This is a genomic window from Bacillus vallismortis (assembly GCF_040784915.1).
In the GTDB taxonomy this organism is placed as follows: domain Bacteria; phylum Bacillota; class Bacilli; order Bacillales; family Bacillaceae; genus Bacillus; species Bacillus subtilis_G.
This window is the reverse complement of sequence record NZ_CP160797.1, coordinates 3,309,035-3,322,745: the sequence shown is the minus strand read 5'-3', so window position 1 is coordinate 3,322,745 and position 13,711 is coordinate 3,309,035. Positions and strand designations below refer to the sequence as shown.

General features: G+C 47.6%; 14 protein-coding genes. 12 read left to right on the top strand and 2 right to left on the bottom strand.

Features of this window, described 5'->3' with window-relative positions:
- Nucleotides 1-110: 110 nt before the first annotated feature.
- The 4 genes from ABZM97_RS16590 (at nucleotide 111) to spsC (ending at nucleotide 2,781) form a co-directional block, all read left to right on the top strand.
- Nucleotides 111-1,331: an NAD(P)/FAD-dependent oxidoreductase gene (locus ABZM97_RS16590; RefSeq protein ID WP_253268542.1), complete on the top strand. Its 1,221-nt coding sequence runs from the start codon at nucleotides 111-113 to the stop codon at nucleotides 1,329-1,331.
- 172 nt (nucleotides 1,332-1,503) lie between these two features.
- Complete coding sequence (locus tag ABZM97_RS16585; protein WP_003243733.1) at nucleotides 1,504-1,647, top strand: YuiA family protein; 144 nt, start codon at nucleotides 1,504-1,506, stop codon at nucleotides 1,645-1,647.
- 52 nt (nucleotides 1,648-1,699) lie between these two features.
- A complete protein-coding gene (locus ABZM97_RS16580; RefSeq protein ID WP_148963995.1) occupies nucleotides 1,700-2,020 on the top strand; it encodes a YuiB family protein in 321 nt (106 codons plus the stop codon).
- A gap of 104 nt (nucleotides 2,021-2,124) precedes the next feature.
- Nucleotides 2,125-2,781 carry a stationary phase survival protein SpsC gene (spsC, locus tag ABZM97_RS16575; RefSeq protein ID WP_148963994.1) on the top strand — a complete coding sequence of 219 codons (657 nt, stop codon included), beginning with the start codon at nucleotides 2,125-2,127 and terminating at the stop codon, nucleotides 2,779-2,781.
- 28 nt (nucleotides 2,782-2,809) lie between these two features.
- On the opposite strand, the gene ABZM97_RS16570 is transcribed toward spsC, so the two are convergent.
- The gene (locus tag ABZM97_RS16570; RefSeq protein ID WP_087993305.1) at nucleotides 2,810-3,286 is read right to left on the bottom strand and encodes a divergent PAP2 family protein; all 477 of its coding nucleotides are present in this window, start codon (nucleotides 3,284-3,286) and stop codon (nucleotides 2,810-2,812) included.
- 157 nt (nucleotides 3,287-3,443) lie between these two features.
- On the opposite strand from ABZM97_RS16570, the gene ABZM97_RS16565 reads away from it, so the two are divergent.
- Nucleotides 3,444-4,946 carry a leucyl aminopeptidase gene (locus ABZM97_RS16565; RefSeq protein WP_367387000.1) on the top strand — a complete coding sequence of 501 codons (1,503 nt, stop codon included), beginning with the start codon at nucleotides 3,444-3,446 and terminating at the stop codon, nucleotides 4,944-4,946.
- Between the two features lie 145 nt (nucleotides 4,947-5,091).
- On the top strand, nucleotides 5,092-6,420 hold the full coding sequence (locus tag ABZM97_RS16560; protein ID WP_087993303.1) for a Na+/H+ antiporter family protein: 1,329 nt from the start codon (nucleotides 5,092-5,094) through the stop codon (nucleotides 6,418-6,420).
- Between the two features lie 70 nt (nucleotides 6,421-6,490).
- Here ABZM97_RS16560 and ABZM97_RS16555 read toward each other — a convergent pair whose 3' ends face one another.
- Nucleotides 6,491-7,093, bottom strand: a complete 603-nt coding sequence (locus ABZM97_RS16555) for a biotin transporter BioY (protein WP_087993302.1) — start codon at nucleotides 7,091-7,093, stop codon at nucleotides 6,491-6,493.
- Nucleotides 7,094-7,195: 102 nt separating this feature from the next.
- On the opposite strand from ABZM97_RS16555, the gene ABZM97_RS16550 reads away from it, so the two are divergent.
- From ABZM97_RS16550 to ABZM97_RS16525, 6 genes are all read left to right on the top strand, one after another.
- Nucleotides 7,196-7,792, top strand: a complete 597-nt coding sequence (locus tag ABZM97_RS16550) for a sulfite oxidase-like oxidoreductase (protein WP_087993301.1) — start codon at nucleotides 7,196-7,198, stop codon at nucleotides 7,790-7,792.
- A gap of 213 nt (nucleotides 7,793-8,005) precedes the next feature.
- Nucleotides 8,006-8,875 carry a ferri-bacillibactin esterase BesA gene (besA, locus tag ABZM97_RS16545; protein ID WP_367386999.1) on the top strand — a complete coding sequence of 290 codons (870 nt, stop codon included), beginning with the start codon at nucleotides 8,006-8,008 and terminating at the stop codon, nucleotides 8,873-8,875.
- A gap of 198 nt (nucleotides 8,876-9,073) precedes the next feature.
- Nucleotides 9,074-9,859 carry a 2,3-dihydro-2,3-dihydroxybenzoate dehydrogenase gene (locus ABZM97_RS16540; protein ID WP_367386998.1) on the top strand — a complete coding sequence of 262 codons (786 nt, stop codon included), beginning with the start codon at nucleotides 9,074-9,076 and terminating at the stop codon, nucleotides 9,857-9,859.
- 25 nt (nucleotides 9,860-9,884) lie between these two features.
- Nucleotides 9,885-11,081, top strand: coding sequence for an isochorismate synthase DhbC (gene dhbC, locus ABZM97_RS16535; protein ID WP_367386997.1), 1,197 nt, complete (start codon nucleotides 9,885-9,887; stop codon nucleotides 11,079-11,081).
- Nucleotides 11,082-11,109: 28 nt separating this feature from the next.
- On the top strand, nucleotides 11,110-12,729 hold the full coding sequence (locus ABZM97_RS16530; RefSeq protein WP_367386996.1) for a (2,3-dihydroxybenzoyl)adenylate synthase: 1,620 nt from the start codon (nucleotides 11,110-11,112) through the stop codon (nucleotides 12,727-12,729).
- 31 nt (nucleotides 12,730-12,760) lie between these two features.
- The gene (locus tag ABZM97_RS16525) at nucleotides 12,761-13,696 is read left to right on the top strand and encodes an isochorismatase family protein (RefSeq protein WP_367386995.1); all 936 of its coding nucleotides are present in this window, start codon (nucleotides 12,761-12,763) and stop codon (nucleotides 13,694-13,696) included.
- The last annotated feature ends 15 nt before the right edge of the window (nucleotides 13,697-13,711 follow it).

Here is a 13,711-nt window from a genome sequence, read left to right as displayed (position 1 = left end):
ACAAAAAACTTTTCAATATATTTCATAAAATCCCGCCAATAAGCTGAAGCTAACACAAATGATGATTTTATTATGCGTCTAACAAAAGCAAAAAAGAGAAGGTGGATGTGATGGCATTGAATAAGCCCAAAATCGTGATTTTAGGTGCAGGATATGGCGGATTGATGACGGTAACTAGGCTGACAAAGTTTGTCGGACCGAATGATGCTGATATTACGCTTGTCAATAAACACAATTATCATTATGAAACGACATGGATGCATGAAGCGAGCGCGGGTACGCTCCATCATGACCGCTGCCGTTATCAGATAAAAGATGTAATCAACCAGTCGCGGGTCAATTTTGTACAGGATACCGTAAAAGCAATCAAAATTGATGAGAAAAAAGTTGTGCTTGCGAATGGAGAGCTAAAGTACGATTATGTAGTCATCGGACTCGGAGCGGTGCCCGAGACGTTCGGTATTAAAGGTTTGAAAGAATATGCGTTTCCGATCGCTAACATCAACACGTCGCGCCTGCTGCGGGAACATATTGAGCTGCAGTTTGCGACTTACAATACGGAGGCGGAAAAACGGCCGGACAGGTTAACGATCGTTGTAGGCGGAGCCGGATTTACGGGGATTGAATTTCTCGGCGAGCTGACGGCCCGCGTGCCGGAGCTCTGCAAGGAGTATGACATTGACAGAAGCCTCGTACGAATCGTATGTGTGGAAGCCGCGCCGACCGTTTTGCCGGGCTTTGATCCTGAGCTTGTTGATTATGCCGTTCATTATCTTGAGGAAAACGGAGTTGAGTTTAAGATCGGCACCGCTGTGCAAGAATGTACACCGGAAGGAGTCAGAGTCGGGAAAAAAGATGAGGAACCAGAGCAAATCAAATCGCAAACCGTTGTATGGGCGGCAGGTGTCCGCGGCCATCCGATTGTAGAGGAAGCCGGTTTTGAAAATATGCGCGGCCGGGTCAAAGTCAATCCTGATCTTCGCGCACCCGGACATGACAATGTCTTTATTCTCGGCGACAGCTCGCTGTTTATGAATGAAGATACAGAGCGCCCGTATCCGCCGACTGCGCAAATTGCGATGCAGCAGGGAATAACGGTTGCTAAAAACCTTGGCAGGCTCATTAAAGGCGGAGATCTTGAGGAATTCAAACCGGACATTAAGGGAACGGTTGCTTCTCTTGGCGAGCATAACGCGGTTGGGGTCGTGTATGGCAGAAAGCTGAAAGGCACGCCGGCTTCGTTTATGAAAAAAGTCATCGATAACCGCTCGCTGTTTTTGATCGGCGGACTTGGACTGACGTTGAAAAAAGGCAAGTTTAAATTTTTCTAAAAACCCGCTTCCGCGGGTTTTCTTTATTAAAAAACGGCAAAATAAAAAGATAATAAGAGGAAAATGAATATGTTTCCGCTTACATGAAAAGATTTGTCACATGATCTAACTTTATTGTTGACAGCCTAATATGTTATATTATCAGAAAATTAAGAAAAAGGGTGATGATCAGATGAAAACTGCAACGACAACCGCTTCACATGCATGCCCATTTTGCTCAGGGAAAGGGTACTTTCAATTGATTCTCGGCGGTTCAGAGACTTGCCCATCTTGCCAGGGGACAGGAAAAGACAGTCATTCTTTTTCCAGCCGTTGACTTTATTTCAGCCCCCGCGTTACACTAAAAACAACGCAGGGGGTGGAATAGGTTGATTAGTCTGCCAGTCGTCATCATCTCAATTGTTCTGTTTTTTGTTTTGTTTTTTGGAATCGGTTTCTTATTAAACATGCTGCTGAGGATGTCTTGGATTATGGCTGTGATATATCCAATTGTATGCCTTTTCATTATCAGCAAGGAAAAGCTGATCAGCTATATCCAGTCGCCGGGAGAATCATTTGCTGGCCTGTTTCATCGTATCGTATCATTAGCGGCTGCCGATGTGCTGATTTTAGCCAGCGGTTTGGCTGGCGCCGTCGTATCCGGTATCGCGATCAACATGCTTAGAAAAAGAGGATATCAAATGTTTTAAATGCCGCTTTCTTCCTAAAGAAAGCTTTTTTTGTGCTTTCTGCTCATTCACCATATTGAATATTGCTCTCTCCAATTGGGAACAATGATTCGGAGGAGAGGTGGATGATGTTGAATATGATCAGACGTTTGCTGATGACCTGTTTATTTCTGCTTGCATTTGGCACGACACTTTTATCAGTGTCAGGAATCGAAGCGAAGGACTTGTCGAAATGGGTGCAGGAACATCAAGAAAAGCACTTGAAGCATGCAGGACTGACATTAAAAGCATTGCAGCAGAAAAAAACACAAACCATGTCCGCGGACAAGGATAAAACAAAACCGTTAGAAGAAGCTTTTGATTGGAACGAGTATCCGGTCCAAAAAGTAACAGCAACAGGCTACACGGCAGGAGCTGAATCGACGGGAAAAAAGCCCGGTGACCCATTATACGGGCTTACATATTCAGGTGTGAAAGTAAAACGGGATTTATACTCCACGGTTGCCGCTGATCCGTCCGTTTTCCCGATCGGCACGATTTTATTCATTCCGAACTACGGTCTTGGAGTTGTGGCAGACACAGGATCGGCTATTAAGGGAAACCGCCTTGATTTGTACTTTGAAACCGTCAAAGATGTGTACAATGAATGGGGCAAAAAAACCCTTGATGTATATGTGATTAAAAAGGGAACGGGAAAGGTCACTGAGGATGAGCTTGATAAGCTCAATGAAACGAAATCTTTGCAAGTATTCAGAAATCAATATAAAACAGTGAAAGAATAAAACGCTCCAGCCACCGCTGGAGCGTTTTTTACATAAATAAGTAAGCGAGTATCAATGTTAGTAAGATACCTGTTAAACCTCCGAAAAAAACCTCGATCGGCTGGTGTCCGAGAAGCTCCTTCAGCTTTTTTTGCTTTTCTTTTTCTTTGGCTTTCGGGAAGTCCTTTGCTTCATTCACGAAGCGGTTAAAATCAATGACAAGCTTATTGATGACTGTTGCCTGCTCACCGGCATGCCGTCTGACGCCAGTTGCGTCAAACATGGTAATGACGGCGAATATAGCGGAAACTGCAAATAGAGAGGAGCTTAGTCCATGCTCCAAGGCTACAGCTGTAGAAAGCGCGGTAACCGCTGCGGAGTGGGAGCTCGGCATGCCGCCTGTGCTTGTTACCAGCGTCCAGTCCAGTTTTCTGGATGCGATAAACTGTATGGGCACTTTGATGACCTGAGCAAAAACAATCGCGGCCAGGCTTGATAATAAAGGGAAATTTGTTAAAAGTTCCATTGGCGACATCCTTTCTATTTGAAAAAATCCTTCGTGTTTCAAAAGAAAAAAACAAGACTTAGACTGTTGTTTGATAAAATAAGTGTAATGGAAAGAATGTTTTTCCTATTATACCATTGTTCATAACAAATACCCATTACGTTAGGAGTGTAAGCATATGTTTTATGCGATTCAGCAATTAGAGCGTACGGAAACCCTTGTGGTTGGACTTTTTCAAAAAAGCCAGCTGTCAGGCAAAGCGCTGGAAATGGATGAAATGCTGGAAGGGCATCTGACACAGCTTTTGAAAGATGGTGATGTCTCTTCGAAACCAAATCAAGTATCAAAAGTATTCCCTCCATCCTCTGCGGGTATGAAACGAATTTATTTCGTTGGTCTGGGGAGAGAAGCCAATTATTCGTTTGAACAGGCGAAGGAATGTTTTGCCTATGTTTTTCAAGCGATTCATAAAGACCGGAAACAAGAAGCGGCTGTCCTGCTTGACACGTTTATTTCGGAAGACGTGCCTGCAGCCGATGCCGCTCATGCTTTAGCTGAGAGCTGCCTGCTTGCATCCTATGAGGTGCAGGATTATAAGCACAAATCAAATGAGCCGGACAAACAAATCGAAGCCGTGTACGCCGTCACAGATGAAGACACACAAGAAGTGCAGGCGGGACTTCGCGTCGGCCAGGCATACGGGCAAGGGGCAAATTCGGCTAGAACGCTAGTGAATATGCCGGGAAACATGCTGACAGCGACTGACCTCGCTTCTTATGCAGAAGAGCTTGCGGCGAAATATGATTTTGAGTGTGAGATATTGGAGAAATCAGAGATGGAAGAGCTCGGTATGGGCGGAATACTTGCTGTAAACCAAGGCTCGGCCGAACCCCCGAAAATGCTTGTTTTGAAGTATCAGGGCAAAAAGGAATGGGAAGATGTCGTCGGACTTGTCGGAAAAGGGATTACCTTTGACACAGGCGGCTACTCCATTAAAACGAAATCTGGAATTGTCGGCATGAAATCTGATATGGGAGGAGCAGCTGCGGTTCTTGGCGCAATGGAAACGATCGGAGAGCTTCGTCCCGAGCAAAACGTGCTGGCTGTCATTCCGTCAACCGATAACATGATCTCCGGCGGGGCGATGAAGCCCGATGATGTGATCGTATCATTAAGCGGAAAAACCATTGAAATCCTCAATACGGATGCTGAAGGAAGGCTTGTGCTTGCAGATGGCATTACATATGCGAAACAGCATGGGGCATCAGTTCTTGTGGATGTAGCTACGTTAACCGGCGGCGTTGTTGTGGCATTAGGGACAGAAACGACAGGAGCTATGACAAATGATCACAGCTTTTATCAGCAGGTAGCTGATGCTGCGGAAGAATGCGGAGAGGCGATCTGGCAGCTGCCGATAACAGAGAAGGATAAAAAACGTGTGAAAAGCAGCCAAATGGCGGATCTCAGCAATTCGCCGGGACGCGAAGGACATGCGATTATGGCAGGAACGTTTCTTGGTGAATTTGCCGAAGCAACGCCTTGGGTGCATCTTGATATTGCGGGCACGGCGACTTCAAATAAAGCAACCTGCTTCGGGCCGTCCGGGGCTACCGGCGTTATGGCCAGAACACTTGCCACACTGGCGGAGCGATTTACATTGGAAGAAGATAAAAGCGAATAATGATGGACCCCTGCTGCGGAATGCGGCGGGGATTTTTTCTTCCAAAATCTTTAGTTGACTAAAGTGTAGCGATTATGATACGATACGTTCGTACTTTATTTATCTACTACATTAGCAAACTAAAGGATTTTTATGGAGGGTTATCATGAATGCAGTCGTCATCGCAGTGCTGCTTATGCTTGTTTTAAGCCTGCTGCGTGTCAATATCGTTATCGCATTAATCATAGGGGCCCTTGCCGGCGGGTTAACAGGCGGGCTCGGGCTTGGAGAAACGGTTAAAGCTTTTACAGACGGGCTCGGCGGAAATGCCACCGTTGCAGTCAGCTACGCCATGCTTGGCGCGTTTGCTGCGGCTTTAACGAAAACAGGTCTTCCGGACGCAATGGTGGAAGCCTCCGTTAAATTGATCGGAAATAAAGAAGACACCCGCAAAAAAGCACTGTCCAAAGTGCTGATTGTTCTGATTATTTTAATCATATCTTGCTTTTCGCAAAACGTGGTTCCGGTTCACATCGCATTTATCCCGGTGCTGATTCCGCCGCTGTTGAAAATCTTTAATGAACTTGAAATGGACCGCCGTCTGATTGCGTGTGTGATTACATTCGGTTTAACGGCGCCTTATATCTTAGTGCCGGTCGGTTTCGGCCAAATCTTCCAAGGCATGCTCAAGGATAATGCAGAAGCTGCCGGATTAAACGTATCTCTCGGTGATATTCCTTACGCTTTAATGATCCCGGTTGCGGGTATGGTTGTAGGTTTGATTATCTCAATCATCGTCTTCCGTAAACCGAAAACATACGAAACAAAAGAAATATCTAGTACGAATGCTTCTCCATATACAAAAAAAAGCCTGGCCATCGCGGTTCTTGCCATCGCAGTGTCACTCGGCGTCCAGCTCTATTTATCTCAGACTTTGGGAGTAGAAGGGATGATTATGGGGGCGCTGGCAGGTCTGATCATTCTGTTTGTCAGCGGTGTGATGAAGCGTGATGAAGCGGACTCACTGATTACTGACGGAATGGTTTTAATGGCTTTTATCGGTTTTGTCATGCTCGTTGCAGCCGGGTTTTCAAATGTATTGACGAAAACCGGAGATGTAGAGTCACTGGTTAAAACAGCAGCTGGCATTATGGGGAACAGCCAGTTAGTGGGCGCATTGCTGATGCTGATTGTCGGTTTGTTCATTACAATGGGAATCGGTTCTTCTTTTGCGACGATTCCAGTTATCACAACGATCTTTGTGCCTCTTTGCATGCAGCTCGGCTTCAGCCCGATGGCAACGGTTGCGATTATCGGAACGGCTGCTGCGCTCGGTGATGCCGGATCACCTGCCAGCGACAGTACACTTGGACCGACTTCAGGTTTGAGTGCGGACGGCCAGCATCACCACATTTGGGACACTTGTGTGCCGACATTTTTATTTTATAATATTCCGCTTATCATCTTCGGCTGGATTGCGGCGATTGTTTTATAGGAAAAAGGCTCTCCTTTACTGGGGAGCCTTTTCTCGTTATGATAAAAAAACCGTCCAAGAGAATGATTTTTTACGTGGACGATATGTGATTTCTATTAAAGCCGGTTGCTTTTTGAATAGAGCGGTAGATCGCAGGTGCGATAAACGCCAGCACCACAGCCAGCGCCGTGTCTTTGACCATAAACCAAGTCATAAAGCCCCAAGCCGTGCCGTAGCTCACTGGCGTATGAATCCACAGCTTCAGCGCAAGATACATATAGGTAGTCCCGATGATATACATGATGGCGGTTCCGATAAGAGAAGCCATCAAAAATCGGATGTTGCTCGGCTGTATTTTGCGTTCTAAAAACCATCCAGCTGCATACGCCGCTGGGATGTATGAGAGAATAAATCCGCCGCTTTTTCCGGCAAACGGTGCGAAGCCCGCTGAAAATTGAGCAAACACAGGCGCTCCGGCCAATCCGACAAGCGCATATACAATCATGGCAATCCCTGCTCGTTTGCTGCCGAGCAACAAACCCGCCAAAATACAGAAGAATGGCTGCATTGAAAGCGGAATGCCGGCTACTTGTAAAAAGGGTGCCACTGATGTAATGTTGGCGCCGACAGCCATAAGTGCGGCGAACATGCCGATCAGCGCCATATCTCCAGCACGAAGTTTTTGTTGTTTCATTGTTGCTCCCCCTTAGGTTGACATACACAATCATAGAGTAATAAAGAACGGATATATTGTCAACATAAATTGAAATAAGGTTAACGAAAAGGAGGGCTCTATATGTATTTTGGAAAAACAAAACAGACTGACCAATCTGGGAGAGTGCCGCCAAATCAAAACGTCACAACCTCATTTCCTGTGCTTCATACTGGAAATGTCCCATATTACGAAGATATGACCAAATGGAATCTGCAAGTATATGGATTGGTTGACCAGCCGATGCTGTTGAGTTTCGAAGATGTTAAGGCCTTTTCTCAGTACGAATCGAAAAATGACATTCACTGTGTCACTGGCTGGTCAAGGCTTGATAATGTGTGGCAAGGCGTGCGGGCTCGAGATATAGCGGAAAAAGCGGGTGTTAAAGAAGAAGCGGGCTACGTCATTTTACATGCGGAAGAGGGCTGGACGACCAATCTCCCGCTTGATGATTTCATGGCTGAAACATCGCTCCTGGCTTATGCGCATAATGGCGAGCCTTTAACGCCTGAACACGGCTTCCCGCTGCGGGGCGTATTTCCGCATCTGTATTTTTGGAAAAGCGCCAAGTGGCTGCGCGGCATCCAATTTACGAAAGAGAATCACCCTGGCTTTTGGGAGCAGAACGGCTATCACATGAGAGGCGATCCTTGGCAAAATCAAAGATTTACATGGGATTAAGGTTCTATTTTAGGTAGGACAATCTGCATCTTTATCCGGTTTTTATTTCCATATAAATAGCCTTTAGGTACCTTATTTGATGAAGGTGCCTTTTTTAATTGGAAAAAAGTTGACTTTCTTTGGAAGAAAACCTATTATTTGAGTTGTCTAGTTGATAGTGAAAATCATTATCATATATTGCGATTTAGTTTAAGGAGAGGAATGTCGTACTGCATGAATGAGAAAACAACAGACAGAGTGAAAGGCGGGACGCAAAACGCATTTACCATTCCTGGGACGGAAGTGCGTATGATATCTTCACGCAATGAAAACCGTGCCTACCAAATTTTCATTTCGAAACCGAGTACCCCGCCGCCGCCCGCTGGTTATCCGGTTATTTATCTGCTGGATGCCAATTCTGTCTTTGGAACGATGGCGGAAGCTGTTCGAATACAGGGGCGCCGTCCTGAAAAAACCGGAGTGACCCCTGCTGTGATCGTCGGCATTGGCTATGAGACAGCAGAACCGTTCTCCTCAGCGCGTCACCGGGATTTTACAATGCCGACGGCTCAATCGAAGCTGCCGGAAAGACCCGACGGCAAAGAATGGCCGGAGCATGGCGGGGCAGAGGGCTTTTTCAGATTTATTGAGGAGGATCTAAAACCGGAGATAGAACGAGATTACCAGATTGACAGAAACAGACAAACGATCTTTGGCCACTCGCTTGGCGGTCTGTTCGTGCTGCAGGTGCTGTTAACAGCGCCGGATGCGTTTCAAACGTATGTCGCGGGAAGTCCGTCTATTCATTGGAATAAGCCATTTATTCTCGAGAAAACGGGCCATTTCGCCTCCCGCTTCAAGAACAACAATCAGCCTATCAATATCCTGCTTGCTGCAGGTGAATTGGAGCAGCATCATAAAAGCCGGATAAACGATAATGCGAGGGAGCTTTACGAACGGCTGGCCGCTTTATCTGAACAAGGCATGCGGGCAGAGTTTTGCGAGTTTTCAGGAGAAGGGCATATTTCGGTTCTTCCTGTTTTGGTCAGCAGGGCGCTGCGTTTTGCGCTTCATCCTGACGGACCGCATATGTCAATGGGCTGAGACATTCTCAGCCTCGCTTCTACATATAAAATATTCGTCATTGAAATTATATTTGACTGTCACATGACAATTGGATATGATTATTTTTATAATTGATAATGATAATCATTATCACTAAATTGTGCTTTTCTTTTCAAGGCACAGCAGTTTTTTTCGCTGGATGTCCGTCCGGCATAAGCGAAGAAAGGAATTGATGACATGAATGCAAAGGGTATAGAGGGCAAAATTGCTTTGATAACAGGAGCTGCCCAAGGGATAGGTGAAGCTGTTGCTAGGACGCTTGCCAGTCAAGGCGCACACATTGCGGCAGTTGATTATCATCCTGAAAAGCTGCAAAAGGTTGTGGACAGTCTTAAAGCAGATGGCTGCCATGCGGAAGCCTTTCCCGCGGATGTGAGAGACAGCGCGGCGATTGACGACATCACGGCCCGCATCGAACGTGAAATGGGGCCGATCGATATTTTGGTGAATGTAGCGGGTGTCCTTCGCCCGGGACTAATCCATACACTCAGTGATGAGGAATGGGAGGCCACGTTCTCAGTGAATTCGACCGGCGTGTTTAACGTCTCGCGTTCAGTCAGCAAATATATGATGGACCGGAGATCGGGTTCGATTGTAACGGTCGGATCGAATGCTGCCAGTGTGCCGAGGACATCAATGGCGGCATATGCCTCTTCAAAGGCTGCTGCTGTGATGTTTACGAAATGTCTTGGCCTTGAGCTTGCAGAATATCATATCCGCTGCAATATTGTATCTCCCGGATCAACCGAAACAGACATGCAGTGGTCATTATGGGCCGATGAAAATGGAGCTGAGCAAGTCATAAAAGGATCACTTGAGACATTTAAGACGGGAATCCCGCTCAAAAAACTGGCTCAGCCTTCGGATATTGCGGATGCCGTGCTCTTTTTGGTTTCTGACCAGGCGGGGCATATTACGATGCATAATTTATGTGTAGATGGCGGCGCGACCTTAGGCGTATAACTCATTTTAAAGGAGGTTCATGAGAATGTTGGAACAAAACGTTGTACCAGGAACAAAAGCGGAGCATTTGCTTCATGAGTATCAGCCGGGTTCTTTTTTCTTAGCTTCTCCCCATCGCGTGCTGTTAGCGAAAGGCATTAGTGAAATCGTACCGGAGGCAGAAGGGCACAACCAAATAGAAACCCTTTCCGGCCGTATTGCAGAGACGCTGCGTCAAGCAAAGCAGTCGGGGCAAAGCCGTCCGCTTGTTGTCGGAGCCGTTCCTTTTGATCATGTAAAAGCAGCTCGGCTTGTTGTTCCTGAAGAAGTGTGCTGGTCTGGACCGCTTCAATTTGATTATGCGGAGAAGGAGCAGCAGCCTGAGCATACATACCACATAGAGCCTGTTCCTGCACCGGAAGGGTATAAAAATGGTGTCGAACAAGGACTGGCGCGCATTGCCGATGGGACACTCAGCAAGATTGTCCTGTCCAGATCGCTGCATTTGACATCGTCTGAACCGATTCAGACGGATGAACTGCTTAGACATCTGGCGCAGCATAATACGCATGGCTACACGTTTGCCGCAGACGTGTCCAGACAAACGGAAGCGTCGTCGAGCCGAACTTTGCTCGGTGCAAGTCCGGAGCTTCTCGTTTCAAGAAGGGGAACTCAGGTCGTTTCCAATCCATTAGCCGGCTCAAGGCCTCGCAGTGATGATCCGGCTGAAGACCAGCGCCGGGCTGCCGAATTGCTTTCTTCCGCTAAGGATCTCCATGAGCATGCGGTTGTGGCTGACGCGGTTGCGGCAGCGCTCCGGCCTTTCTGCCGGACGCTGGATGTTCCGGAGAAACCTTCACTGATCAAAACGGAGACGATGTGGCATTTGTCCAGCGTGATTAAGGGAGAGCTGTCCGATCCGTCGGTGACCGCACTGGAATTGGCAGCGGCGCTCCACCCGACGCCGGCCGTCTGCGGAACACCGACTGATCTAGCAAGAGAAGCGATTCTCAGCATTGAACCGTTTGACCGCGGTTTCTTTACCGGCATGGTCGGCTGGTGTGATGACGCGGGTGACGGAGAATGGATCGTTACGATTCGTTGCGCAGAGGCAGAAGAACGCTCACTTCGCCTGTATGCAGGAGCAGGTGTTGTTGCCGGATCAAAACCAGAGGACGAGCTTCAGGAGACATCCGCGAAGTTTCAGACAATGCTGCGGGCAATGGGCGTGAATCATATATGATCAGAATGAATTGCTGGAGGGATACAACATGCTGAATGGATTTACTCCTTGGCCTGATGGGGTAGCTGAGACATATCGGAAGAATGGCTGCTGGGCCGGCGAGACGTTTGGAGATCTGTTAAGGGACAGGGCTGCCAAACATGGTGATCGCATTGCCATTACATGCGGAAACACCCATTGGAGCTATCAAGAGCTTGACACAAGGGTTGATCGTCTGGCTGCCGGATTTCAAAAGCTCGGCATTCAACAGATGGATCGTGTCGTAGTGCAGCTCCCGAATATCGCAGAGTTTTTTGAGGTCATTTTCGCGCTCTTCCGTTTGGGGGCGCTCCCAGTCTTTGCACTGCCTTCTCATCGAAGCAGTGAAATTACATATTTTTGCGAGTTTGCTGAAGCGGCTGCTTACATCATTCCAGACTCTTATTCCGGTTTTGACTACCGTTCACTTGCCAGACAGGTTCAAAGCAAGCTGCCGTCTTTGAAACACGTCATTGTCGCAGGTGAAGCAGAGGAATTTTTGCCGCTGAAGGGTTTGCATACAGAACCTGTGAAACTGCCTGAAGTCAGCTCTTCGGATGTGGCGTTCCTTCAGCTTTCTGGAGGAAGCACCGGCTTATCAAAACTGATCCCGCGGACTCACGATGACTACATATACAGTCTGCGGCGGAGTGCAGAGGTCTGCTGGCTCGATCACAGTACGGTGTACTTGGCAGCATTGCCGATGGCGCACAATTACCCGCTGAGCTCTCCCGGAATTCTCGGCGTGTTGTATGCCGGAGGAAGAGTGGTATTATCTCCTTCTCCAAGTCCTGATGACGCGTTTCCTTTGATTGAACGGGCACAAGTCACGATTACCGCTCTTGTTCCGCCCCTTGCAATGGTATGGATGGATGCCGCATCTTCACGCGATGACGATTTATCCAGCCTTCAAGTGCTGCAGGTCGGCGGCGCCAAGTTCAGTGCTGAAGCTGCGCGCAAGGTTAAAGCTGTTTTCGGCTGCACGCTTCAGCAGGTGTTCGGAATGGCAGAGGGTCTCGTCAATTATACGAGATTGGATGACCCTGAGGAAGTCATTGTCACCACCCAGGGAAAACCGATGTCCCCATATGACGAAGTGCGTGTTTGGGATGATCAGGATCGTGACGTGAAACCTGGTGAAACAGGGCATCTGCTGACGCGGGGGCCGTATACGATTCGGGGTTACTATAAGGCAGAAGAGCATAATGCCGCTTCTTTTACTGAGGACGGTTTTTACCGCACGGGTGATATCGTCAGGCTGACAGCAGACGGCTATATTGTCGTTGAAGGCAGAGCGAAGGATCAAATTAACCGCGGGGGAGAAAAAGTGGCGGCTGAAGAAGTTGAAAATCATCTTCTGGCACATCCGGCTGTCCATGATGCCGCAATGGTCTCAATGCCTGACCAATTTCTTGGCGAAAGATCTTGTGTGTTCATTATTCCCCGGGATGAAGGGCTGAAAGCCGCAGAGCTTAAAGCTTTTTTGAGAGAGCGCGGACTGGCTGCATACAAAATCCCCGACCGCATTGAATTTGTCGAATCCTTCCCGCAGACAGGGGTAGGAAAAGTCAGCAAAAAAGCGCTTCGTGAAGCCATTGCCGAGAAGCTTCTTGCAGGTTCAAAAAAATAAAACAAACAACAAGTTGAGAGGAAGTGTTCAAATGGCTATACCTGCCATTCAGCCGTATCAAATGCCGACAGCGTCTGATATGCCGCAAAACAAAGTTTCATGGGTGCCTGATCCCAATCGGGCAGTCCTGTTAATACACGATATGCAAAACTATTTTGTCGATGCTTTCACAGCGGGAGCGTCTCCGGTAACAGAGCTTTCAGCGAATATACGCAAGCTGAAGGACCAATGTGCCCAGCTGGGGATTCCTGTTGTCTATACCGCGCAGCCGGGAAGCCAAAATCCGGCTGATCGGGCGCTGCTGACAGACTTTTGGGGTCCGGGATTAAATAGCGGCCCTTATGAGGAGAAAATTGTAAACGAGCTGTCACCGGATGATGATGATATCGTGCTGACAAAATGGAGATACAGCGCGTTTAAGAGAACGAATCTGCTTGAGATTATGCGAAAAGAGGGGCGCGATCAGCTGATCATTTCCGGGATTTACGCCCATATTGGCTGTCTCGTTACAGCATGTGAAGCATTTATGGAGGATATCGAAGCATTTTTTGTGGGAGATGCAGTTGCTGATTTTTCGTTAGAAAAACATAAAATGGCGCTGGACTATGCGGCTGGGCGCTGCGCGTTTACCGTGATGACCGACAGTCTTCTCGATCAGCTGAAGAATGCGCCTGAACCTGCTCAGAAAACGTCAGTGACGACTGGCAAAGCAGTGTTTACATGTGAGAATATCCGTAAACAAATCGCTGAGCTTCTTCAAGAAACACCTGAAGATATTGCAGATCAAGAGGATTTGCTCGACCGTGGGCTTGATTCGGTAAGGATCATGACATTAGTAGAACAATGGCGCCGCGAAGGAGCCGAGGTGACATTCGTGGAACTGGCTGAACGCCCGACGATCGAAGAATGGCAAAAATTGCTCACAACCCGCAGCCAGCAAGTGCTGCCAAACGCGGATTATTTATAAAGGGAGGGTAAACAA

Excerpts from the sequence above, each read along its gene's own strand:
- ABZM97_RS16590 (WP_253268542.1), top strand. The coding sequence starts at position 111 with ATGGCATTGAATAAGCCCAAAATCGTGATTTTAGGTGCAGGATATGGC.
- ABZM97_RS16585 (WP_003243733.1), top strand. The coding sequence starts at position 1,504 with ATGAAAACTGCAACGACAACCGCTTCACATGCATGCCCATTTTGCTCA.
- spsC (WP_148963994.1), top strand. The coding sequence starts at position 2,125 with ATGATGTTGAATATGATCAGACGTTTGCTGATGACCTGTTTATTTCTG.
- ABZM97_RS16570 (WP_087993305.1), bottom strand. The coding sequence starts at position 3,286 with ATGGAACTTTTAACAAATTTCCCTTTATTATCAAGCCTGGCCGCGATT.
- ABZM97_RS16565 (WP_367387000.1), top strand. The coding sequence starts at position 3,444 with ATGTTTTATGCGATTCAGCAATTAGAGCGTACGGAAACCCTTGTGGTT.
- ABZM97_RS16560 (WP_087993303.1), top strand. The coding sequence starts at position 5,092 with ATGAATGCAGTCGTCATCGCAGTGCTGCTTATGCTTGTTTTAAGCCTG.
- ABZM97_RS16555 (WP_087993302.1), bottom strand. The coding sequence starts at position 7,093 with ATGAAACAACAAAAACTTCGTGCTGGAGATATGGCGCTGATCGGCATG.
- ABZM97_RS16550 (WP_087993301.1), top strand. The coding sequence starts at position 7,196 with ATGTATTTTGGAAAAACAAAACAGACTGACCAATCTGGGAGAGTGCCG.
- besA (WP_367386999.1), top strand. The coding sequence starts at position 8,006 with ATGAATGAGAAAACAACAGACAGAGTGAAAGGCGGGACGCAAAACGCA.
- ABZM97_RS16540 (WP_367386998.1), top strand. The coding sequence starts at position 9,074 with ATGAATGCAAAGGGTATAGAGGGCAAAATTGCTTTGATAACAGGAGCT.
- dhbC (WP_367386997.1), top strand. The coding sequence starts at position 9,885 with ATGTTGGAACAAAACGTTGTACCAGGAACAAAAGCGGAGCATTTGCTT.
- ABZM97_RS16530 (WP_367386996.1), top strand. The coding sequence starts at position 11,110 with ATGCTGAATGGATTTACTCCTTGGCCTGATGGGGTAGCTGAGACATAT.
- ABZM97_RS16525 (WP_367386995.1), top strand. The coding sequence starts at position 12,761 with ATGGCTATACCTGCCATTCAGCCGTATCAAATGCCGACAGCGTCTGAT.